This is a genomic window from Shewanella colwelliana (assembly GCF_001735525.1).
GTDB lineage: Bacteria > Pseudomonadota > Gammaproteobacteria > Enterobacterales > Shewanellaceae > Shewanella > Shewanella colwelliana.
Genome location: NZ_MCBT01000046.1, coordinates 249,971 through 271,002 on the forward strand (window position 1 = coordinate 249,971; position 21,032 = coordinate 271,002).

General features: G+C 46.9%; 17 protein-coding genes. 4 read left to right on the top strand and 13 right to left on the bottom strand.

Annotation, left to right across the window (positions count from 1 at the left end):
* Positions 1 to 411 precede the first annotated feature (411 nt).
* Positions 412 to 2,121, bottom strand: a complete 1,710-nt coding sequence (locus BEL05_RS16605; protein WP_069671852.1) for a chloride channel protein — start codon at positions 2,119 to 2,121, stop codon at positions 412 to 414.
* Between the two features lie 71 nt (positions 2,122 to 2,192).
* On the opposite strand from BEL05_RS16605, the gene BEL05_RS16610 reads away from it, so the two are divergent.
* Together BEL05_RS16610 and erpA are read left to right on the top strand one after the other, a co-directional pair.
* Positions 2,193 to 3,107 (top strand): DUF6776 family protein, encoded by a 915-nt coding sequence (locus BEL05_RS16610; protein WP_028762267.1) that lies wholly within the window; start codon positions 2,193 to 2,195, stop codon positions 3,105 to 3,107.
* Positions 3,100 to 3,450, top strand: coding sequence for an iron-sulfur cluster insertion protein ErpA (gene erpA, locus BEL05_RS16615; protein ID WP_028762266.1), 351 nt, complete (start codon positions 3,100 to 3,102; stop codon positions 3,448 to 3,450). Before BEL05_RS16610 ends, erpA begins: the two co-directional genes overlap by 8 nt.
* A 131-nt stretch (positions 3,451 to 3,581) precedes the next feature.
* Here the strand turns inward: erpA and BEL05_RS16620 are convergent, their stop codons facing one another.
* The 5 genes from BEL05_RS16620 to BEL05_RS16640 all read right to left on the bottom strand — a co-directional run bounded on the left by BEL05_RS16620 (position 3,582) and on the right by BEL05_RS16640 (position 10,649).
* Positions 3,582 to 4,040: a hypothetical protein gene (locus tag BEL05_RS16620; RefSeq protein WP_069671853.1), complete on the bottom strand. Its 459-nt coding sequence runs from the start codon at positions 4,038 to 4,040 to the stop codon at positions 3,582 to 3,584.
* Between the two features lie 22 nt (positions 4,041 to 4,062).
* The gene (locus tag BEL05_RS16625) at positions 4,063 to 4,434 is read right to left on the bottom strand and encodes a DUF2750 domain-containing protein (protein WP_028762265.1); all 372 of its coding nucleotides are present in this window, start codon (positions 4,432 to 4,434) and stop codon (positions 4,063 to 4,065) included.
* 146 nt (positions 4,435 to 4,580) lie between these two features.
* Positions 4,581 to 5,282 carry an aquaporin Z gene (gene aqpZ / locus BEL05_RS16630; protein WP_028762264.1) on the bottom strand — a complete coding sequence of 234 codons (702 nt, stop codon included), beginning with the start codon at positions 5,280 to 5,282 and terminating at the stop codon, positions 4,581 to 4,583.
* A 147-nt stretch (positions 5,283 to 5,429) separates the two neighbouring features.
* Positions 5,430 to 7,808, bottom strand: coding sequence for a S9 family peptidase (locus BEL05_RS16635; RefSeq protein WP_069671854.1), 2,379 nt, complete (start codon positions 7,806 to 7,808; stop codon positions 5,430 to 5,432).
* Positions 7,809 to 7,883: 75 nt separating this feature from the next.
* The gene (locus tag BEL05_RS16640) at positions 7,884 to 10,649 is read right to left on the bottom strand and encodes a TonB-dependent receptor plug domain-containing protein (RefSeq protein WP_069671855.1); all 2,766 of its coding nucleotides are present in this window, start codon (positions 10,647 to 10,649) and stop codon (positions 7,884 to 7,886) included.
* 371 nt (positions 10,650 to 11,020) lie between these two features.
* Between BEL05_RS16640 and BEL05_RS16645 the strand changes: the two genes are divergently transcribed.
* Positions 11,021 to 13,168: a winged helix-turn-helix domain-containing protein gene (locus BEL05_RS16645; RefSeq protein WP_069671856.1), complete on the top strand. Its 2,148-nt coding sequence runs from the start codon at positions 11,021 to 11,023 to the stop codon at positions 13,166 to 13,168.
* 24 nt (positions 13,169 to 13,192) lie between these two features.
* Here the strand turns inward: BEL05_RS16645 and BEL05_RS16650 are convergent, their stop codons facing one another.
* Together BEL05_RS16650 and BEL05_RS16655 are read right to left on the bottom strand one after the other, a co-directional pair.
* The gene (locus BEL05_RS16650) at positions 13,193 to 14,302 is read right to left on the bottom strand and encodes an anhydro-N-acetylmuramic acid kinase (RefSeq protein ID WP_069671857.1); all 1,110 of its coding nucleotides are present in this window, start codon (positions 14,300 to 14,302) and stop codon (positions 13,193 to 13,195) included.
* Positions 14,303 to 14,311: 9 nt separating this feature from the next.
* Positions 14,312 to 15,766, bottom strand: coding sequence for a peptidoglycan DD-metalloendopeptidase family protein (locus tag BEL05_RS16655; RefSeq protein WP_069671858.1), 1,455 nt, complete (start codon positions 15,764 to 15,766; stop codon positions 14,312 to 14,314).
* 126 nt (positions 15,767 to 15,892) lie between these two features.
* Between BEL05_RS16655 and tyrS the strand changes: the two genes are divergently transcribed.
* Positions 15,893 to 17,089, top strand: coding sequence for a tyrosine--tRNA ligase (tyrS, locus tag BEL05_RS16660; RefSeq protein WP_028762258.1), 1,197 nt, complete (start codon positions 15,893 to 15,895; stop codon positions 17,087 to 17,089).
* A 147-nt stretch (positions 17,090 to 17,236) separates the two neighbouring features.
* Here the strand turns inward: tyrS and BEL05_RS16665 are convergent, their stop codons facing one another.
* From BEL05_RS16665 to BEL05_RS16685, 5 genes are all read right to left on the bottom strand, one after another.
* Positions 17,237 to 17,716: a nuclear transport factor 2 family protein gene (locus tag BEL05_RS16665; RefSeq protein ID WP_051412856.1), complete on the bottom strand. Its 480-nt coding sequence runs from the start codon at positions 17,714 to 17,716 to the stop codon at positions 17,237 to 17,239.
* Between the two features lies 1 nt (position 17,717).
* Positions 17,718 to 18,338 (bottom strand): trimeric intracellular cation channel family protein, encoded by a 621-nt coding sequence (locus BEL05_RS16670; protein ID WP_028762256.1) that lies wholly within the window; start codon positions 18,336 to 18,338, stop codon positions 17,718 to 17,720.
* A complete protein-coding gene (locus BEL05_RS16675; RefSeq protein ID WP_028762255.1) occupies positions 18,335 to 18,724 on the bottom strand; it encodes a DUF2721 domain-containing protein in 390 nt (129 codons plus the stop codon). Before BEL05_RS16675 ends, BEL05_RS16670 begins: the two co-directional genes overlap by 4 nt.
* A 102-nt stretch (positions 18,725 to 18,826) precedes the next feature.
* Entirely contained in the window at positions 18,827 to 19,816 is a 990-nt protein-coding gene (locus BEL05_RS16680) for a cobalamin biosynthesis protein CobD/CbiB (RefSeq protein WP_069671859.1), read from the bottom strand.
* Positions 19,817 to 19,826: 10 nt separating this feature from the next.
* Positions 19,827 to 20,519 (bottom strand): 5'-methylthioadenosine/adenosylhomocysteine nucleosidase, encoded by a 693-nt coding sequence (locus tag BEL05_RS16685; RefSeq protein WP_069671860.1) that lies wholly within the window; start codon positions 20,517 to 20,519, stop codon positions 19,827 to 19,829.
* Positions 20,520 to 21,032 lie beyond the last annotated feature (513 nt).

Sequence of the window (21,032 nt, forward strand, 5' to 3'; positions counted from 1 at the left end):
AAAAAGGTTTAAAACAGTCTCCTCACGTAAAAAGCAGACAAAAAAAAGCCCCCTTAAACAAGGAGGCTTTTTTTTGAAATCGAAAAACAGAAAATAAAACCAACGCCGATCCTCGACGAAAATGAGTCAAGTTGTACTTAACTGCCTGGTTCATTATTACGCTCTGTTTTGAAAAATTCCGTGGGATTATACGCCCATTTCTTGCGATCGCAAGCGTTTGCCTTCCTGGAACTTTTTGTCGGGGGATATGGCTGCAATGATAGGCTTGGTTAGTGGTATTAATGCACTTCGTCATATTGGCGTTGGCGCAGCGCTCAAAGCGTTAACTTACCAACGTAAGGTCAGATTTTTAACTTCACAGCTATGGGTAGTGACCTTGTTGATCACTCTGGTCGCAATGAAGGACTGTGATTATATCTGCCCTGAGTTAATCTCTTTTTGTAGCATAGCCCAACTGATCACCCCCACCACATTTTCTACAGTACGCTGATAGATAAACACTTCGCCGCGCCGCTCACGAGACAGCACGTCATACACCTCTTTGAGGGTGCAGGTATCGACAAGTCCAGTGATAGGGTGGCGAGTCAGGGTGCTCATATCGTCAACCACTTGCAGCTCAAGTTGCAGCATCTCCATTTCGCCTGCTTGGTTTTGGGTTAATACTGAGCGCCCCTGTGCACGCTTCAGGACTTCAAGTAGCAGCTCATCATTGTTTCGAACAATAACAAAGCGCTTATCCATTAATGCTCTCACGCCTTTTTTCTGCAAGCCTAATTTGACTGAGGAGATTTTGTAGTCCAAGCCCATGATCTCCATCTGCTTATAAAACAGTGATTTTGTATTAAAAGCTTGGTGAGCAATGAGGAAAGCGGGGATGGTAACGAACATCGCTGGCAAAATAATCGCGGCATTATTGGTGAGCTCGAGTAGGGCTACCAACGCCGCCAGCGGAGCGCTTAAGCAGACGCCCATCATCGCTGTCATTCCTATGATGGTATAAAGCCCTACATAGGGGGTAATAGAGGGGAAGAAAAACGCACTGACGATAGCTAAAATGGAACCTATCAAGGCTCCAATACCAAATAACGGCCCTATAATGCCACCGGGAATACCGAGTCCAATTGCTGCAATGGTGGCGATAATTTTACCGACGAGCAAGCCCACGAGTAACCATAAACTTGGGTTATCACTAATGGCATGGTCTATCGCCAGATCACCACTGCCTAAGGCTTGTGGCAGAAATAGACCGATAATGGTGGTGATGGTACCTGCTAGGAGTAATCGGTAGATCAATGGCCATGATTGTCCAGTAGCGGTGACTTTCAATAGGCTGTGGTTAAACAGTGCGGCGATACAGCCCAAGGTAACCCCACACACGAGTAAGATTGGGTATTGTGACAGCGGAATACTGATCACACCTATTTGGTCATACTCATGAATATTGCCAAAAACTAATTGGCTAGAAACCGCGCCACAGATTGCCGACAACATAATAGGAAAAAAATAGTGGACTTTGTACTCGCGGAGCACCACTTCAAACACAAAAATGACTGCCGCTAATGGGGCGTTGAAGGTTGCCGCAATACCGGCGGCAATGCCGCTGGCACACATAATTCGGACACTGTTGTCGGGCAGATTAAATTTTTCGGCCATGACACTCGCGCTCACTGCGCCTAAATGGATAGCGGGCCCCTCTCGGCCGACCGAGAAATTGGTGGCAAGGGCGAACAGTGCTTGGAAGAATTGTCCTGGAGCTGATTGTAATGGGATTTTGCCGTAATGGAGTCTCATGCGCTGCATCACATAAGCAATTCCCATTCGCTTATAGCGTTTAGATCCCAAAATTGCCACAACCCAGATTAACAATGCACCTAAAAGTGGTAATAGCACTCGCCAGTCACCAAAGTTGCCAGTAAAATCGAGTTCTTGGGTTTGGGTATAGTCATTGAACCATTGCAATAAAAGGCGAAATAATATGATAACGCCAGAGGCAACTAGTGCGAATGCCAACGCCAGCGAGCAAAGTTGTACGCTGATCTTGGCCTGAGACAAGTTGTCTTTCAGATCAGTATCTAAGTACTTTTGGCATTGCTTGATTGCGTTTTTTATGGGTAGCTGCACAGGAACCTTCCAGGTGATCCATTGCCGAACTCGAATATGAGTGTAGATTTTTTATAAGGGGCTAATAGTTAATGCCAAATTATCATCGTTGGGTCGATCGCATGCAAGTGGTTGAGCGAAAAATTAGACCTTCGAGCGTTTATCTGTTTTTTTTGGTGCTGGTGGCATTCTTTGCTGGCGTTCTCACCTGGGAGATTTGGTCATCACAGCATCAAGTTGTTCAGGTTAACACAGATGGCAGAGAGGTGGAGATTAGTCAGGCATTAACGGAACAGGCTGAAGTGTTGGCTGCACGTAATTTAGAATTGTCGTTAGAGCGTGAAGCCAATCAGAATATGCAAGCGATGTTTTTAGAGCAACATCAAAAGCAGAAAGAGCTTGATCGTGAACTCGCTTTCTACCGCAGCATTATGGCGCCCGAGCACCAAGCAGATGGAGTGGCGATTCATGGCGCTGAGATGTCTGCAGGCTTATTGCCGCAGCAATATCGGGTTAAGTTGGTACTCACTCAATTACAAAAGCGTAAACAGGGATTAAAGGGGCGTGCAGAGCTTAACTTTGTTGGCTTACAGGGAGGTAAGGTTGTCAGTTTACCGCTTAGCTCTTTGACTGAAGATAAATTCAACTTCAGTTTTCGTTATTTTCAGGTGTTAGAAACCGTCGTTACCTTCCCTGAGGATTTTGAGTTCTCTCGTCTAGAGGCCAAAGTGATTGTGCCTGCAAGCCGTTGGAGCAAAGGAGCTACTGCTGAACAATCTTTTACGGCACAAGAGTTACTGCCTAAACCCGAAATCCTAGACAGTGAGTTATCGAGCGAAGCGATGCAAGTATTGCAGTTTGGTAGCGCCGCCATGGCAGAGACTCAAGCAGAAGTTGATGCAAATAGCTCACAGAATTCACAACAGCCACGACTATTACTTGAACAAAATGGTCAGGTATCGGATAATTCCGCCCAGCAAACCGATGTTAGAGGTAGTAATGACTGAACAAGTTGAAGATACAATGCCAATCCGCTTCACTGATGCGGCAGCTTCAAAGGTAAAAACCTTGTTGGATGAGGAGCAAAACGAAGCGCTTAAGTTACGTGTATATGTAACAGGCGGTGGTTGCTCAGGTTTTCAGTATGGCTTTACTTTCGATGAAAAAGTCAATGAAGGTGATTTTACCGTTGAGAAGCAGGGTGTTCAGTTAGTGGTTGATCCCATGAGCTTGCAATACCTAGTGGGTGGCGAAGTGGATTATACCTCTGGTCTAGAGGGATCTCGCTTTTTCGTTAAAAACCCAAATGCAACAACAACTTGTGGTTGTGGCGCAAGTTTCTCAGTGTAAATTTAGATTGAGATGTAGCAATAAAAAAAGCCAGCATTGCTGGCTTTTTTGTGTCTGGAACACTTATGCCAAAAGCCATGGACGGAGTCTTTTGGTGTTTGTGTCTGGAATACTTATACTCAATCTAGAATCTAGCGCATGATATTCATGTTGGTTTTAACGTGGCAATAGGCTTTAACCTTGGCATTAAATGCCACCCACACCTGCACAACCGACAGCGTAATCAATAGGCCAAATACCAAATAGTCAGGCAGCTTACCCTCCCAATCACCCAGTCTAAAGGTCGATGGCCCCGCAACTAAGTTATCAGGGTCATACAAGATAACGGGCAATAGACTGACGAGACCAAGTTGAATGATGGTATAGCCTCGGAGCATGTAAAGACCGGCCTTTTGTCGACCTAACACAGCAATAACCATGAAGAGTGTCAGAATACAAAACAGTACGCCCTGTTTCGCAACAATGCCACTTATTGAGGCAATCGCCAAAAATAGCAGCAGAAGTATTAAGCGTTTTGGCAGCTTAGCGGCAACAACACTAGTTTGTTGCTCACGAGTCTCTTCAGGGGTTGTTGAAGTGGGTTCTGACACGGCTTGCTCTCCTATTAAAAGCTTAGTGACGCTGTTTTGGGGTTAAGCGCTGTTCTAACTCATAAGGTGGGATCACCACGCCAAGATCTTCTTGCACTGGGAAAACCGCCACAAACAGATCATCGTCTTGCATGCCAGGTACCCAACGCTCTAACCACTCATCAAGTGGAATTGCTAACGGGGTGCAGTCAGCCCAGTCATCGACAGCCCACTGCTTAGCAGACTCTTCACATGGCCACATAGGAATGCAATCCTCATCTTCAGTGGTTAGCATCACACAGCCATCTAAATCTTGAAGTGTCCATAGGACCTTTTCTGATTTAGCTTGTTCAACAAGGTAATCGTAACGCGCTTCAGGGGTCATTTTGCTGGCGTCTTTTGCACTTTTGCTCATGGTATTCTCTTTACATTGGGACGGTAGAACCGATTGGCGGGAATCATAACATCTGTTGAGGGTGAGGTTAAAATAATTTGCGCGAAGAGGAGTGGAAGATAAGGAAGTGAAGCGCCGATATAGCGGGTCTCTATCGGCGCCATTTCTTAGTGTGTCTCTGGTGTATTAAAAAACTTGTAAATAATGCCGGCTAAGATGGCGCCTGCGATGGGGGCGACCCAGAATAACCAAAGTTGCGAAATGGCCCAATCACCGACAAAGAGTGCTGGCCCTGTGCTGCGTGCCGGGTTTACCGAGGTATTGGTCACAGGAATACTGATTAAATGAATTAGCGTTAGCCCAAGACCAATGGCGATAGGGGCAAAGCCTGCTGGGGCGCGTTTATCGGTTGCCCCTAAGATGATGAGTAAGAAAAAGAGTGTCATCACCACTTCGCAGACCAGTGCAGCCGTGAGGGTATAACCACCGGGCGAGTGCTCACCATATCCGTTTGAGGCGAAACCACTGCTAAGGCTAAAATCGGCATTGCCTGACGCGATAAGGTATAGGATAGCGGCACCGGCAATACCGCCTGCGACTTGCGCCACAATATAGGGAAGGAGCTCATTGGCAGGAAAACGCCCGCCAGCCCACAAGCCAAAAGAGACGGCGGGATTAAGATGGCATCCCGAGATATGGCCTACCGCATAGGCCATGGTTAACACTGTTAGACCAAAAGCGAAGGATACACCTAATAAGCCTATACCGACTTCTGGAAAGGCTGCGGCTAAAACTGCACTACCACACCCGCCTAATACCAACCACAGAGTGCCAATAAACTCTGCGGCCATTTTTTGCGTCATATTCATGTCACTATTCCTTGTTTGCATGGGTTGAAAGAGTGGACTTGTTAACCACTTATCTACTTTAGCCTTTATTAAATATATTGAAAGTGAAACTTTTATGCGCAGCAGTTGAATCGGGCGCTGCAGCGATTGTGTCAGTGCCCGTATTCATTATGGTTGGAGGTTTTTTTTAAGCCATTGCTCTTGTTCCCACAGCATGTGTTGCAATGATTCTTGCGCCACATAACTGTGGCTTTCAAATGGCAGCATCACCAGGCGTGCTTTGCCCCCAAGGCCACGAATGGCGTTAAACAGTCGAGTTGACTGCATGGGGTAGGTGCCTGAATTGGCGTCCATCTCTCCATGGATGATCAAAAGTGGTTCATCGATTTTATCAGCATGGGTAAAGGGCGACATCTGCTGATAAAGGTCGGGTGCTTCCCAATAATTACGTTTCTCGTATTGGAACCCAAACGGCGTCAAGCTACGATTGTAGGCACCACTTCGAGCGATTCCGGCTTTAAATAGATCTGAGTGAGCCAGTAGATTGGCAACCATAAAGGCACCATAGGAGTGACCACCAATAGCCACCCGTTCAGGGTCTGCAACCCCCATATCACTTAACGTGTCGATGGCGGCTTTGGCGTTGGCGACTAACTGATCGCGAAAGCTGTCATTGGGGTTGTTTTTACCTTCTCCCACTATTGGCATCGAGACCTTATCGAATACAGCAAAGCCTTTGGCAACAAAGGGGACCGGGCCTTTGGCACTGATGCTCTGGTATTGATTGGCTGAAAAGGCGACCTGTGCCGCCACGTTGGCATTTTTATACTCTCTTGGGTAAGCCCACATCAGCAGGGGTAAAGGGCCATGCTCTTTACGGTAACCTTTAGGTAGGTAGAGCATGCCGGATAGTGGCAGCCCATCGGCACGTTGATAGGTGATTAGTTGCCGTGTCATCCCTTGGTAGGCGCTCAAGGTTTGGGGCGGTTGGTAGATCAAGTGCTCAGTACTATCTTGTTGATTGAATAACACTAACTGCGGAGGGCTAATAGCATCTTCACGCTTAATAACCAACCTCAGTGGCGATAGACTCACCACATGTACTACCTGCTCAAGTTTATCTTTTGCGCTTTGCCATAAAGGTTCACTGACATGATTAGTTAAGTCGGTCTGCTTTAAAAAGGGTTTTAATCCCTCTGGTGATGCACCTTTGCCAAAGTGAATCACCTTGCCTTTATGGGTTTTAACCAGGGCGACGCCGGTATTTTGTGCGCGATAAACTAAGGTGCCAGGGTGTTGATAGATGTCACGGATTGACTTTTCATACCAAAGTTTAAGTGTATTTCCAGTCGATAAATCAAGGCTACTGACACGCAATTTTTTTTCGTTGTTGTTCTTTTCAGTAAGCAACAGGGTGTTGCTATCGGTCCATTTTACGCTGTTGATGCGCCAAGGCGTGGTTGCAATGGTTTGTGCTGCGCCATTAAAAGGGGCATTTAAGGTTTGGAGTCTATCGCGTAATGGGAACTCTTGTTCCCCATCGCCCTTATCTAAGGCGGTGACGAAGGCTAAGGTATCAGGTTTATCTTGTCGCCAATGGATAAGCCTAGGGCCGGTATTGACTGAGTCAGCACCCGCTGGTCTAAGCTCGCCACTGTCAATATGGGCAAACGCTTTAAGGTAAGTCCCCGTGGCTGAATAGAGTTCGACATGGTGAGCAAAGTCCTTGTATTTTACGATGTGCGAATAGGGCGGACGAATCTGTTTTAGCAAAATAAATTGATCGTTGGGTGAGAGCTTGTAGTGGACGGTGATGCCAGGGCTACCAATTTGTTTATGTGCACCTTTTAGCGATAATAGTGCGAGTTGGCTAGTGGCCAGTTGTTCAAATAGCACCTCATCTTGACGGTTTTGCAATAAGTCTTGGTAAGTACGTCGAGGCGCTCTTTCACCAAAGGCTTGGCTAATGTTGGGGCCTATAGTGGTACTGGGCTCTGTGATGCTAGCCACGGCTAGAGTGGTTAAGATGGCGCTGCTATCATGAGACCATTGATAATTGGCACCAAATACGGCGTTAAGCGGAGTGTTGTTAAGTTGTCGTGTTTGGCCATTTTTTATGCTGTATAAAAATAGGTTGGCTGCACTTTCATTGATGGCAATATAACTTAGATATTGGCTATTAGGCGAAAACCTTACGTTAGCGATGGCGCCCGCACTCGGGTTAATGAAGTGTTGTTCTTGATTGTCTAAGTTCACTAAGCTTATGTGGCTATAGCGCTTTTTAGGGCGGCTTTGACTTAGGCTTTTTGGGGCTAACCTTAGCCCTGCGAGCTTGACCTCTTCGCTGGCGAGGCTGGCGATGCTGGGAGATGATATGGGGGTCATGACGGCTAAATAGATGCCGTTTGCTGATAAACGGCTATCAACCATTTTAGGTTGCTGTAGAACTTGCATCAGTGGAGCTGAGGGTTGTTGGTAGTCACCCGCAACAAGGTATTGGCTGGACAACAGTACCAGGACAGCCAATAGGTGTTTGAGATTAAACATGGTATCTCCTGATAAAGAAGGTGTGTTAAAGCAAAGCGCCCCAAAGAGGCGCTTAATTTCAACATACAGAGTCGGCTAGAACTTTTGAGAATAACCCAAGAATAACGTACGGCCTACCGTTGAGTAGCTACTGTTGTCCTCTTCAAAGAATGGCCAGTCGTTGTGACGATCATTGCGCTCATCAAACAGTGGTGGCATCTCATCGGTGAGGTTTTTCACTCCAGCACTGAATTTACCTTTCCAAGGCGTGCTATAGGCAAGGGTAAGGTTGATGGTTTGGTAAGCATCGAGTGTATCTGGATAGTCGTCCACCTCATAGTCATCGCCATCGGCATCGATAAGGGTAAATGTATCTTCACCCACAGCTTTGCCAGTATAGTAATAGGCTAATGTTGCACTAAAATCAGCGAGGTTCCACGTTAGGCTGGCATTGCCTTTCCATTTCGGCACGTAGTTAGTTTTGGTCTCATCCTCGATTTCAGTATCAACACTCTCCTGATATTCCTTCTTTAGCAGATAAGAAGCTGCAAGTTTTAACTTAAACTCACCTGCCGAAGTTTCAGGGAAGCGGTAGTTAACGCTGGCATCAATACCTTCTGATGCTTCATAGGCGCTGTTAATCGGGCCTTTACGCATACAGGCAAGATTTCGAATACCATCATCGTCGAGCTCAGTCACATAACCGACGATATCCATGTTCTCGCAGCTGTTATAGTTTGCGGTTTGATCGAATCTGTTGTCGTCAAGCATCTCGTTAGTGGAGATAGTTTTTACTGCGCCTTCTAGTTCAATATTCCACCAGTCTAAGGTTAAATCTGCATTATCACTGAGGTTGGCAACAAGGCCTAAGTTCCAAAAGTCACCTTTCTCTTCAGTTAGGTTGAGATTTCCTGAGCTAAAACCATCATAGCTGTCTTCATATATCTCTCCCGGAATGGTTGGATGAACATAATCTGTGCTACCAAAGCTACGAGTTAAACCCGCATAGAGGCGGTGCATGTCTGGCGCCCTGAAGCTTTTACCCATATTGGCACGGATCATCACTTCACTGACTGGGCGATAAGTGATACCCACTTGAGGTGTTGTTGCGCCACCCACACTCGAATCATCTAGGTAATGGTCATAACGCAGCGCGGCAGACAGATCGAGCGATTTGACGCCCGTAAGGTCTGCCAACAGCGGTATTTGCAGTTCACCTGCGATAGCAACACGGTCTCTATCGCCTTCGCCACCCGTGCCTCCCATACCAATGTAGCCGCCACTCATGGTGATCTCATCGAGGGTATCTTCGTAGCTCTCTCTGGCCCACTCTGCCGTGGTTGCAAAGCCTATCGTGCCCGCTGACAGTTCCATTAGATCTCCAGTAAAGACCGCTTGGAACTGGTGCATGCTGGATGTTGAGTCTTTGGTGGCGCTGCCAATTAGTTGATCAATCTGTTCAGATGTCAGGGCATTATTGGGGTACCACTTGGTTGGATCACTGTCGTTAGGGTTGAAGGTGACGATATCAAGCAAGGCATCCGCACTGACCATATGCGTGTTCTGTTTTTCATAACGGTTAAAACCGCTCGACCAAGAGAGATCTAATTCGTAATCTCCCACAGTTCCATTGGCACCAAAAGAGAAGGCGGCTTTAGTATTTTGGGTCTCATAAGTACGATCACCTGGAAACTCTTCCATTCGACGACGCATCTGGAATTTGTTTGAGTCTTCGAATGCATTGGCGTCATAGCTCATTGCGCCAGTGGCCTCATCTTCGTAGATATATACGCCAAAGCCTTTTTCATCTTTGTACTTAGAGGCTTCTTTGTAGGAGGCGTTTATCATGCCATAGAGCTGCCAGTCATCATTGAGATCATAGGTGGTATTAACCACTAGATTTAGGCGATCGTAAGCTGACTGTAGGCCGCGGTCGGCGTATTTATCGTAGTAACAGTCATAGGTACCTGCTGGGATGTAAATTCCCTTATCACCAAAGCGCTCGGTGCACTGGGTGTTATCGAGTGGACTGTATTTACTGTCGGTGTAGACTTTACCATAGTCCCTAATCCAAGCGCCCCAGCTTGAGGGCGTGGCATCACCATAGGGGCCTGCTCCCCAACGAATGTCACCATCTTCGTCTTCATAGTAAGCTGGGCTATATAGACCATCGCGTTGCTCAGTTTTGATCGCCTCAACTTTTTTATATTCGAGCATCACTAAGGTTTGGCTCTTTTCGGTATTAAAGCCTTGCAAGTAGGAGAGGTCTAACTGCTCACCACCACCTTGTGTTGGGTGGTTGTATTTGGCAGCGACCTTAGCTCCTTCATATTGTTTCTTCAAAATAATATTGACCACACCACCTACAGCATCAGAGCCATAAATAGCCGATGCGCCACCAGTTAAAATCTCAATACGTTCAACTGCTGCGGTGGGGATGTCTGAGGTATCAACAAAGTTTGTTGTGCCACCGGCCGCACTAGGAAACGATGCCTGACGACGACCATTGATAAGTACCAAGGTGCGATTGGCTCCCATACCGCGCAAGTTGACTGAACTAGCACTATCAGTAAATCCGTCACTCTCGCCATTGAGTGAACCACCAGTATTAGCCACTGATGCTTGGAGTATTTCTGAAATAGAGCTGAGGCCACTATTTGCAATATCATCGGCTGAGATAACGGTTACTGGTGCAACCCCTTCAAAGTCGGTGCGTTTAATGCGTGAACCCGTGACTTCGATTTTTTCCATCTTGGCCGACTGTGTGCCAGTTGTGTTTGTCTCAGCGGCAATGCTTAACACTGGGGTTAGTGCCATTGCTAAGGCGACGGTTAATGCTGATTGTTTGAGTTGAGGTTTCATCTAGTTGCTGTCCTTATTCTTATCGTTAACTACCTTTACTTGCTGCAAACGTCGGGGCATGGATAAGTCACTCTTAGGGATAGGAGAGTGTCAATAGACGGTATGGTTGTAACCATCGAGGTAGCCTGCTGTTTACTGGTGTCAGTTGTAATTAAATTGTTGCTGACGAGCAATGTTGGGGGTGTCGTTTATAGATTGTTTATATATCGATTAAACATCTATTTCCTTTTCTTCCAGTGGTTTACATGTCTATTCTATATCTATTTCTCGGTTGTAATCACTTGGTTAAAAGGGCTACGCTTGTTGGCAAATGTAGGGGGAGTAAGCGTTAACTGAATAACTGTTTTGACCTACAAGGAGATGCAGGGAAGATGAGCGGTAGTGTTAAAGTTTCTAAACAGGCGAATTTTTCGTTGGGTCACTGCAAGGTGTCGCCTGCAGATAACAGCGTGGTGTTTGATGCCGAGAGTAAGACAGATGGCGTTTGCTTGTCTTTGCAGCCCAAATTTATTGAAGTATTAAGTTACCTTGCACGCCACTACCCTAACGTAGTCACCCGTGATGAGCTTATCGAAGAGATTTGGGACGGTAATGGATATGTTGGGACCAAAGCCTTAACCAATGCAATATGGCACTTGCGCCAGCAATTAAAGCCGTTGAATAGCGAGCAGCCGATCATAGAGACAGTAAGAAAGGCGGGTTATCGTTTACTTATTGCGCCACAATTTAATGCCGAGGACTTAGTCGACGAGCCAGATTTATTACGACGAGCCGAAAAGCAGATCAACTTACTGCAGCGCAAACTGACCAAATTTGCGCTGGCTAGTGGCACAGTGCTGGTAGCTGTTAGTGCACTACTAGTTTGGCACCTCTATCATGATGAGGTTCATTTGATTCCGACTGTAAAGCAGCAGCTTACGAAAGCGGCTGATGCGGAGCTTTATCCCAATGTCTCGCCCGATGGTCGTTGGTTGGTATATGGCAGTCGCGGCAACGGTAAGCGTTCTAGCCTTTACTTAAAAGATCTCAATTCGCCTACAGAGATGCCAAAGCGACTGACGTCAGCAAAAAGTTCAGAGTTACGTGCGGTGTGGAGCCCAGACGGGCAGATGTTGTATTACCCGTCTCAGGAGTTGAAAGATTGCCAAATTATGCAGCTAACCCTTGACAGTAACGAAGCCCGCCCATTAACGCCCTGTAATAGCTATACCGCAGCATTAGACGTATCGCCCAATGGTGAGCGTCTAGTGTTTATCTGGCAAAGCAACAGTGATGCAACGTCAGGCTTGTATAGCTTTGCATTAAAGGAGACTGACAGTCTGCCCGTGCGTTTATCGTGTATCAATCATTGCAGCCATAGAGATAGGGATGTTGCCTTTAGTCCCGATGGACGTTACATGGCTATTTCTCGCCGTTTTGGCAATATATCTGAAGATATTTTTTTGCTCGACCTGACCACAGGGCAAGAGCGCCGACTGACAACGGGGTTGGAAGATATTCGTGGTTTAAGCTGGCATAAAGATGGACATCGCTTGGTTTTTAGCACCGAAAATTCAGGCGTGAGAAACGGTTACCTTATTGATGTTGAACATGAGGGTATTCAGGCGTTAGATGTGGAGGGCATGAGCTACCCACGCTTTATCCCTCATAGCAATGAGTTAGTGTACGCTAACTACATACGAGATTACCGAGTCACCAGCTTAGCGCTGGAGCAGTCGATACCGACCACTAGTTTTCCGCTGTTACGGGTGGAGTACAGTTATCGTAATCCAACCTATTCGGCCATAGCCCAGCGTATTGCCTATGTTTCCAATGAAACGGGGTTTAATGAGATTTGGAGCGCCGATAGCACGGGCAATAATAGACGTCAGCATACAAACCTTAAACGGCGAGTCGCTTATCCTAGCTGGTCCAGAGACGGCAGTAAAATTGCCTTTTTAGCGCCAGATGATCAAAATGAAGGCAATAAAATTCATGTCCTTGATCTGCAAACGGGTAACATTGCTATTTTAGCCACGCCTTATTTGGATCATAATCGTCCAAGTTGGGGGTGGGACAATGAAACTGTTATCGCCAGTACAGATGACGGCATTACCGAGTTCTACCTAGATAACCGTCTGCCTCAGGTGCTGAGTCACATCGATATGCGATTAGGTCAGATGATATCGAGTCAGCAGCTGCTTTTTACCCGTGCTGATAAAGATGGATTATGGTCTATCGATTTGTCACAGCCAGACAAGGTTCATGTGTTGATCAGCGAGAAAAAGTTTGATGAAGGTTACAATTGGATTGCGACAGAAAAAGGGATCTACTTTAGAGATAATCAGCAAGGATTTCAGCTGATTAACTTTTGGCGATTCAACACCGAACTTGTCACGCCTATCATTAAATTACCGCCAGGTACCATGCCCAGAGCGGGTTCAATGGGCTACATGCCTGAGTTACACAGCTTATTATTAACTCAGTCGCAAAATTATAAGCGCGATGTTATCCGCCTACAGCATAAGTTACTGCAGTAATACCAATCAGTTTAAAGCTGTGTATTACGCTGCTGGAAACAAGCCGCCAAGAATAGCCTCTCTCGATGCGCCAGTGACCGCAGGTAGGTTACCGGGCAAGCCTTTTTGATAGCGCATTGCCAACCAGGCAAAGGCAATGCCTTCAACCCATTGAGGATTGATCCCCAGTGCACTTGAGGTTTCAATATTGTAGTGAGGCAGTAAGTGGCGTAATCGCTTCAACAACTCATCATTAAAGGCGCCGCCGCCGCAGACATACATTTGCGCTGAGTCGGTTAAGGTTAAGCAGTCGTTAGCTATTGCATGGCAAGTGACATCTAATAGGGTCGATTGGATATCGACCTCTTTGAGGTAACCAAAGTCCGCGGTTTGTTGCTCCATCCAAGCTTGATTAAACAGCTCTCGACCAGTACTTTTTGGCGCACTCAGTGAGAAGTAAGAGTGAGACAACATCTGTTTGAGCAGGTCTTTATCACTGCAGCCTGTCGCTGCCCATGCACCAGCCTTATCGTAAGGCTCCCCCTTTACTTGCTTAATCCACGCATCCATCAAGGTGTTGCCTGGCCCATTATCAAACCCAATCACAGCACTCGCATCACCAGGCAGGTAGGTCACGTTTGAGATACCGCCGATATTGAGGATCATTCTTTTGCTGCCAGCTTGGGCAAATAACTGCTGGTGGAAGGCGGGGACTAATGGCGCGCCTTGACCGCCTAAGGCGATATCTTTGCGGCGAAAGTCAGCGATTACATCGATACCCGTTAACGCAGCAATGGTATTTGGGTCACCAATTTGTAAGGTGAACCCCATCTCGAGATTTGGCATATGGCGCACGGTTTGTCCGTGGCTACCGATGGCGCGTACTTGGCTTTTATCTACTCCAGCTTTATCGATGAGATTGTTGACCGCTTGCGCAAACAGTTTACCGACGCTGCGATCTAAGGTACCAACACGATTAACTTCATCATTACCTGATTGGCATAAGCGTTGTAAGCCGCTAAGCAGGTGGCTGGGTAGCGCTTCGGTATGGCTGGCTAACAGCTTGATATTGTCATCACTGAAATCGACGAGCACGGCATCGACGCCGTCCATGCTGGTGCCAGACATCAGGCCGATATATAAGTTACTGGTCATGAAAGGATCCTATTGTGCGGCAAGTCGTAGCTGCTTGTTTTGTTCAAGTTTAGCCATGAGCTGCTTACTTAGCGCGAGGAATTTGCTTTTATGCTGCTTTTCGATAGGCAAAGACTGCGGCAATTTCACCGTTCTAGGGTTGCGATGAACACCGTTAACGATGAACTCATAATGTAGGTGTGCACCAGTTACCCGGCCGGTTGACCCTAAGGTACCGATGATTTGTCCCTGCTTGACCGTTTGTCCCTGCTTCACTTTGCGTTTTTTAAGGTGCAAGTACTTAGTGGTATAGGTTTCGTTGTGCTTAATAAACACATAGTTGCCGTTGTATTGATTGTACCCTGACTTAATGACCCGTCCTTTACCCGCCGCTTTAATCGGGGTGCCTACGGCGGCCACATAGTCAACGCCTCGGTGAGCCTTGACTTGCCCTGTTACCGGATGCAGGCGACGTGGATTAAAACTAGAGCTGACATATTTAAAGTCGACCGGTGAGCGCAGGAAGGCTTTACGCATGCTGCGTCCTTCGGCTGAATAGTAGCTGCCGTCTGTGTAACGCACTGCGGTGTAATTATCGCCTTGGTTGTTAAACTCGGCGGCTAAGATGTTCCCGTTGCGGAGGAACTCACCGTCGGCATATTCCTCTTCAAACAAAATGGCAAAGTTATCGCCTTGTCGAAGGTCGAGTGCAAAGTCGATATCCCAACCAAAAATGGTTGCAAGTTGCATGATTTGGTTTGGGGTTAGTCCTGCACCGACACCTGCATTCCAGAAGTTACTGCTAATGGTTGCACTGGCAAATTTAGTGCGACTTTCCACCTGTTTAGTGAGCACTTCCTCACTGTAACCGTTTGGAGCCTTACTGATGCTTAACGTGGAGATAGGGTCTAAGTGGTACAACACCTTGGTCAGTTCACCTGCGTCATTTTTGACAATAACGATCTCTTCGCCTGGCATGATTTTCAACAGGTTCTTTTTAGCCTTAGGCAATTGGGTTATTTCGTACACATCTCGCGCACTAAGACCTGCGCGTTTAAACAGCGCAGCTAAGGTATCGCCTTTTTGAACAATAAACTGTTTGCTGTGTTCGTTTGGCACAGGCTCAAGGGTTTCGACTTCGTCTGCTGTGCCGAGTACGGTTGGCGAAGATAGGGGGGTGCCGCTTAGGCTAACGTCGTTAGATTTACTGGTTTGTTTGGCAATCTCTGAGGCACTAGGTGCTTGGGGAGTTCGAAAGGCTAATGGCACTGGGTAGGCATGAGCATCGCCATTTGCTTCATTGTTGCTGGCATCGGGGCCGTTGCCAATGTTAATGGTGCCAGTTAGCGAACGATTGGCCGACTTTGAGGCTTGAGCATCGTCAGAGGGTAAAAAGACAACGGTTAACGTAACCAATACCAATATACTCAAGAGGATTTGATGTATTTTGGGTAATAGTTTTAAGAGTGTAATAACCTTTCCCATTGACTCCGATACCAATTTCTAACACTTAAGGCGATCCTGTTAGTGTACACTCTTTCATTTGTGCTGGCTAACAAGTAACATTAGTCCCCATTATTTACCTATAGGCTCTTAGGAGTAGCTGCCAAGATGGCTGATTTAGACCAAGCATTAGCAGAAATAAAACGTGGTACCGATGAGATTCTTCTTGAGTCGGATCTGCTGGAAAAGTTAAAAGAGGGACGTCCTTTGCGCATTAAGTTGGGAGCTGATCCCACCGCGCCAGACATTCATCTTGGCCACACAGTTATTCTAAACAAGATGAGAACCTTCCAAGAGCTAGGCCACGAAGTGATCTTCTTGATTGGTGACTTCACCGGCATGGTTGGCGACCCAAGTGGTAAAAATAGCACTCGTCCACCGTTAACTCGTGAGCAGGTGTTGGCAAATGCGGAAACCTATAAAGAGCAAGTGTATAAGATTTTAGACCCTGCCAAAACGCGTATTGAGTTTAACTCTAGCTGGCTAGAGCCACTCGGCGCAGCAGGCATGATCCGTCTAGCATCGCAGCAAACGGTTGCGCGCATGATGGAACGTGATGACTTTAAGAAGCGTTATGCATCGGGTCAGTCTATTGCGATTCACGAGTTTATGTACCCACTATTGCAAGGTTATGATTCAGTCGCGCTAGAGTCTGATGTCGAGCTAGGCGGGACTGATCAGAAGTTCAATCTGCTGATGGGTCGCGAGTTACAAAAGTCTGCGGGTCAAAAGCCACAAACCGTTATTATGATGCCGCTGCTTGAAGGCCTCGATGGCGTGAAGAAGATGTCTAAGTCGGCGCACAACTACATTGGTGTAAGCGAGCCTGCGAGTGAGATGTTTGGCAAAATCATGTCGATCTCTGATGATTTGATGTGGCGCTACTTTGATCTGCTTTCATTCCGTCCGTTGACTGAGCTTGCGCAGCTTAAGGCTGATGTTGAACAAGGCACAAACCCAAGAGATGTAAAAATCTTATTGGCGAAAGAGATCATTGCCCGTTTTCACGATGAAGCCGCTGCAGAAGCTGCACATCAAGAGTTTATCAATCGCTTTCAAAAAGGCGCTTTACCTGACGATATCGAAGAGTTTGAGATTGTTGCCGGTGAAGGTATTGCGATTGCTAACTTGCTTAAAGATGTCGGGCTGGTTGGCTCCACCTCTGATGCAATGCGTATGATTAAGCAAGGCGCGGCAAAGATTGATGGCGTGAAGATAGAAGACTCACGCTTGCAGCTCAGTGCTGGCACTAGTGGTGTATTCCAAGTCGGCAAGCGTAAGTTTGCTAAGATCACCTTAGTGTAACTTAAGTGACATAAAAAAGGCCTGCATCAGCAGGCCTTTTTTATGTCTGGAACATTTATGCCAAAAACCAGGGATGGAATCTTTTGGTATTTATGTCTGGAACATTTATGCCAAAAACCAGGGATGGAATATAGCGCGCCTATCACCTTATTGCGTCGAAAGTTGATCAGCCATTGTTTGATAATCCATCAAATCTTCATGAACTTTGACTCTGTGATTGTTCATATCGACTTTAATGGTTGTGACACCAGGAATCGCTAGTTCGATAATCTTACCAGGTTTTCCAAATTGACTGCCTGGGCCGCGATAGTGGTAGTTACCTATCATCACCACTAAAGAGCCGGAGTTAAACATATGCTCGATATTAAAATGATATTCAAGCACACCACGATGCGCACGCTCAAAGAACTCTAAAATGTTACGCCGTCCGGTATAGCTTTTACTGGCGGTTCTATCTTTAAAGATGCTATCTCGATTATAAAAAGAGGCCAGCGTTTTATAGTCGTGATCGGTCAGCGCCTGAATGTATTTTACCGCCATCTGTTGCTCGCGAGGCATATCCCCTGGATTGGCTTGCGCTAACAAGGGGAGTAAGGCTAACACTGTGAGTATAAATCGCTTGATCATGTTAGGTTTTCTTCAAATCGAATGCGGGTAGTCGTAAATGCCACTTGATGGCAGCGAGTCGAATCGTTAAGGCGCTTAGCATCGCAAGGCCTAAAGCTATCTCATTTGCGGCACCTAAGTGGATGGCCAATGTATAACTAATGCCGCCAAAAATTGATGCAGTAGCGTAGATTTCGGTACGCATAATCATCGGCACTTGGCGACAGAGCAAGTCTCGAATCATGCCTCCTCCGACGCCCGTTATCAAGCCCATCACTACAGCAATCATGCCACCCAAGCCAAGGCTGAGTGCTTTTTCTGCCCCAATGACGGTAAAGAGCGCCAAACCTAGTGCATCGGCAACCGGTAAAGTGTACTGAGGGACCTTTTTAGGCTTACGAATAAAGATAAGCGTCAGTAAGACTGTGGCTAAGATGACGATGATGTAATTGGGGTCGCGGATCCAAAACACTGGCGTTGTGCCAAGCAGTGCATCGCGAATGCTGCCGCCGCCAATTGCGGTAACAGAAGCCAATACGATAACCCCGAACGGATCCATGCGGTGACGTCCTGCGGCGAGCGCGCCAGATAGGGCGAACACTGCCGTGCCACAAAGGTCAAAAAAATAGATCCAATGGCTCACTGATCTAACTCTTTTAGGTGATAGTTCAAGGCATCGACGGAGATACGGATCTCGATAACCGATAACAGCAAAGAGTAGAGCAACAGCAGTAAGCTTGAACCAAAAATGATGGAGCCGGTTTTATTAAAGCCAATATAGATAAAAATCATACACAGGACGCACAGTGCAAAGCTTAAGACCCCTGACTCTTGCATACGCCTGATAATGACAATACGCTGCCTTAAGTTTTTTAGTTGGCCGCTATGGACTGGTTTCCCCTGACTACTTAAGTTGCGGATAAGCGCAGCAAGAGAGAAAAAGCGATTGGTATATGCCAGCAATAATAATGAGATAGCAGGAAACAGCAGCGCGGGCGTCGTCAGTGAAATGTGAAGATTCTCAAACAAAATAGTTATGCCTATTGGAACGTGATGTTGCTGGGTGAGAGGGCATAATACCAAGCAAAAATCGCTTGTCTAGTGCAATCGGTAGACAAACAAACCTAGCGCTTACGAAACGCTTTGAAGATAGCGCAGTGTCGCCCACATCGCAGGAATGACAATCACAGATAAGACCCAGATGTTAATCGCTGTACTTACCAAAGTCAGTGCAGGTTTGAGGTTGTCCGCATTTGGTTTGGGGCCATCACCTATGGTTTCAACGCGGATTTTGGTGCCGTTCATTTTAATCGGTCCACCCAGCTCAATGTTAAGGGCGTGCGCTGCGATTTCGCACGAGGGGAGGTGGTTGTTCACCCGGTACAGGCTTTTTTTCGGCCGTAACAACATTAGCAGTGCCTTAGGACCTGCTTGTATCGCTAGCGAAAAATTCCAACACAGTGTGGGGAGGTAGTAGAGCCCATAGCTGAGGTAATAGACCGGGCGGCCAAAATTACTAAACCTTGGGTTTACTGATGGCCAGCAATATTCGAGCTGCTTAATCATGCGGGCCCCAAGCACTAACGGGATGCCACCGAGTGTGAAGAATAAAATGGTAGCGACAGACCCGTACACTGGCGAGGTGACCAATCTTTCGATAGTGGCTTTTACGAGACCAATCTCTGACAACTCTTGGGTGTCGCGATACATCCAAGGCGTTAACAGGCGGCGGGCGCTGGTTTTATCATCGCGCTTTAACGCTTGGGCGACCTCTTCTGCGACCTTATGAAACTGCTCATCACATAAACAGAGGTAGAGAATGATGAATTCAAAAAACCACGGAAAAGCAGCCAGTTCCACTAAAAATGTGGCAATGAGCCAAAAAGGCAGTACCAATAAAATGGTTGCCATTATGCCCGCAGTCACTTGTTGAGAGGCGGTGCGGTGGCGACGATTAACCTTAGCTGCGAGACTTTTAGCCAGCAGGCTAAACCAATAAAACGCTTGCGCCTCTCGGGGGAGAGGAGCCAGTTTCGCCAGCACTATGGCCACCAATAGCGTTAGTGCCCCCTGATACAGAGGGCTCTCATTAGCGAGCAGTTGAGTGAAATCTGGCAACATAGGCGATAGATTAAAGCTGTTTGAGTAAGGCGATAACCATCAAGGCCGAATGATGACCCGCTTTAACGATATAGCTGTCAAAATCCACTGGCGAGTCGTTATTGGCGTTGTCAGACAGCGAACGGATCACCACAAACGGCACATCAAACTGATGACACACTTGCGCAATGGCAGCGCCTTCCATTTCACATGCGGCCATCGTTGGGAAATGTTCTAGCATGGTTTTGGTGCGCGCTGGATCGCAGATAAAGCTGTCGCCAGTGCAGATAAGACCTTCGATGGTGTTAACTTCTCCAAGGCTGGCGACGGCCTTTTTGGCTGCATCAACCAGTGTGGCATTAGGCATAAACGCCGCAGGTTGCTGCGCCATTTGCCCTATCTCATAACCAAATGCGGTGACATCAACATCGTGATGACGTACTTCTGATGAGATAACAATATCGCCAATGGCTAGGCTGTCGACGAATCCGCCAGCAGAGCCGGTGTTGATCACATAATCAGGGGCATACTTTTCGATTAACAGTGTGGTAGCAATACTCGCAGCCACTTTGCCAATGCCTGATCGCGTAACCACCACATCTTTACCGTCTAGCTGTCCGGCAACAAATTCGATGCCAGCAATCGTTTGTAATTTAGGGTTAGTAAGAGAGGCGATGAGGTGAGCGACTTCTGGCTCCATGGCGCCAATAATACCGATTTTCATTGAATGACCTTAATGTGGTGATGGTTGCGACTACGTTTGCTATTACGTTTGATAGTAGGTTTGACGTAATCGACAGACTAATGGGCGCTAATATAGCAAACAAGTGGTTCTGTGGCGAGATCGTGGATCGCAAGCTCGATGGCTTGTGGGGAAACAAGTTTGAAGTTTCTTTGTCTATGTCCATAGCCAACTTGGACAACCCTTAGCTGGTGCTAGTCTTGAGCTGTATTGTTTTTGAATTGCTTGCAGTAGGTGAAGCGCATGGATGCGCAAATGTCGTGATCACAGGATGTGAAAGAGCGACCTATTCGTGCAAACAAAAATAAGCTGACCTTAGAATGAGGTGTTGGCATTTTTGGCTTATAACATTTGGCTAAGTTGTTTTTATTTATTGATGGTAGCGTTGACTTTCATTGTTTTGAGTTGCTTGCAGCAGGCTATTCGTGCAGGTACTTCTGTGACACGCCGCAAGTACGTTCCCTGTAGGCTCTGCCGTGACATCCATGTCACGGA

What these genes read in the sequence shown, in the direction of transcription:
- BEL05_RS16610 (WP_028762267.1), top strand. Translation starts at nt 2,193, where the DNA reads ATGCCAAATTATCATCGTTGGGTCGATCGCATGCAAGTGGTTGAGCGA.
- erpA (WP_028762266.1), top strand. Translation starts at nt 3,100, where the DNA reads ATGACTGAACAAGTTGAAGATACAATGCCAATCCGCTTCACTGATGCG.
- BEL05_RS16625 (WP_028762265.1), bottom strand. Translation starts at nt 4,434, where the DNA reads ATGAGCAAAAGTGCAAAAGACGCCAGCAAAATGACCCCTGAAGCGCGT.
- aqpZ (WP_028762264.1), bottom strand. Translation starts at nt 5,282, where the DNA reads ATGAATATGACGCAAAAAATGGCCGCAGAGTTTATTGGCACTCTGTGG.
- BEL05_RS16635 (WP_069671854.1), bottom strand. Translation starts at nt 7,808, where the DNA reads ATGTTTAATCTCAAACACCTATTGGCTGTCCTGGTACTGTTGTCCAGC.
- BEL05_RS16640 (WP_069671855.1), bottom strand. Translation starts at nt 10,649, where the DNA reads ATGAAACCTCAACTCAAACAATCAGCATTAACCGTCGCCTTAGCAATG.
- BEL05_RS16645 (WP_069671856.1), top strand. Translation starts at nt 11,021, where the DNA reads ATGAGCGGTAGTGTTAAAGTTTCTAAACAGGCGAATTTTTCGTTGGGT.
- BEL05_RS16650 (WP_069671857.1), bottom strand. Translation starts at nt 14,302, where the DNA reads ATGACCAGTAACTTATATATCGGCCTGATGTCTGGCACCAGCATGGAC.
- BEL05_RS16655 (WP_069671858.1), bottom strand. Translation starts at nt 15,766, where the DNA reads ATGGGAAAGGTTATTACACTCTTAAAACTATTACCCAAAATACATCAA.
- tyrS (WP_028762258.1), top strand. Translation starts at nt 15,893, where the DNA reads ATGGCTGATTTAGACCAAGCATTAGCAGAAATAAAACGTGGTACCGAT.
- BEL05_RS16665 (WP_051412856.1), bottom strand. Translation starts at nt 17,716, where the DNA reads ATGATCAAGCGATTTATACTCACAGTGTTAGCCTTACTCCCCTTGTTA.
- BEL05_RS16680 (WP_069671859.1), bottom strand. Translation starts at nt 19,816, where the DNA reads ATGTTGCCAGATTTCACTCAACTGCTCGCTAATGAGAGCCCTCTGTAT.
- BEL05_RS16685 (WP_069671860.1), bottom strand. Translation starts at nt 20,519, where the DNA reads ATGAAAATCGGTATTATTGGCGCCATGGAGCCAGAAGTCGCTCACCTC.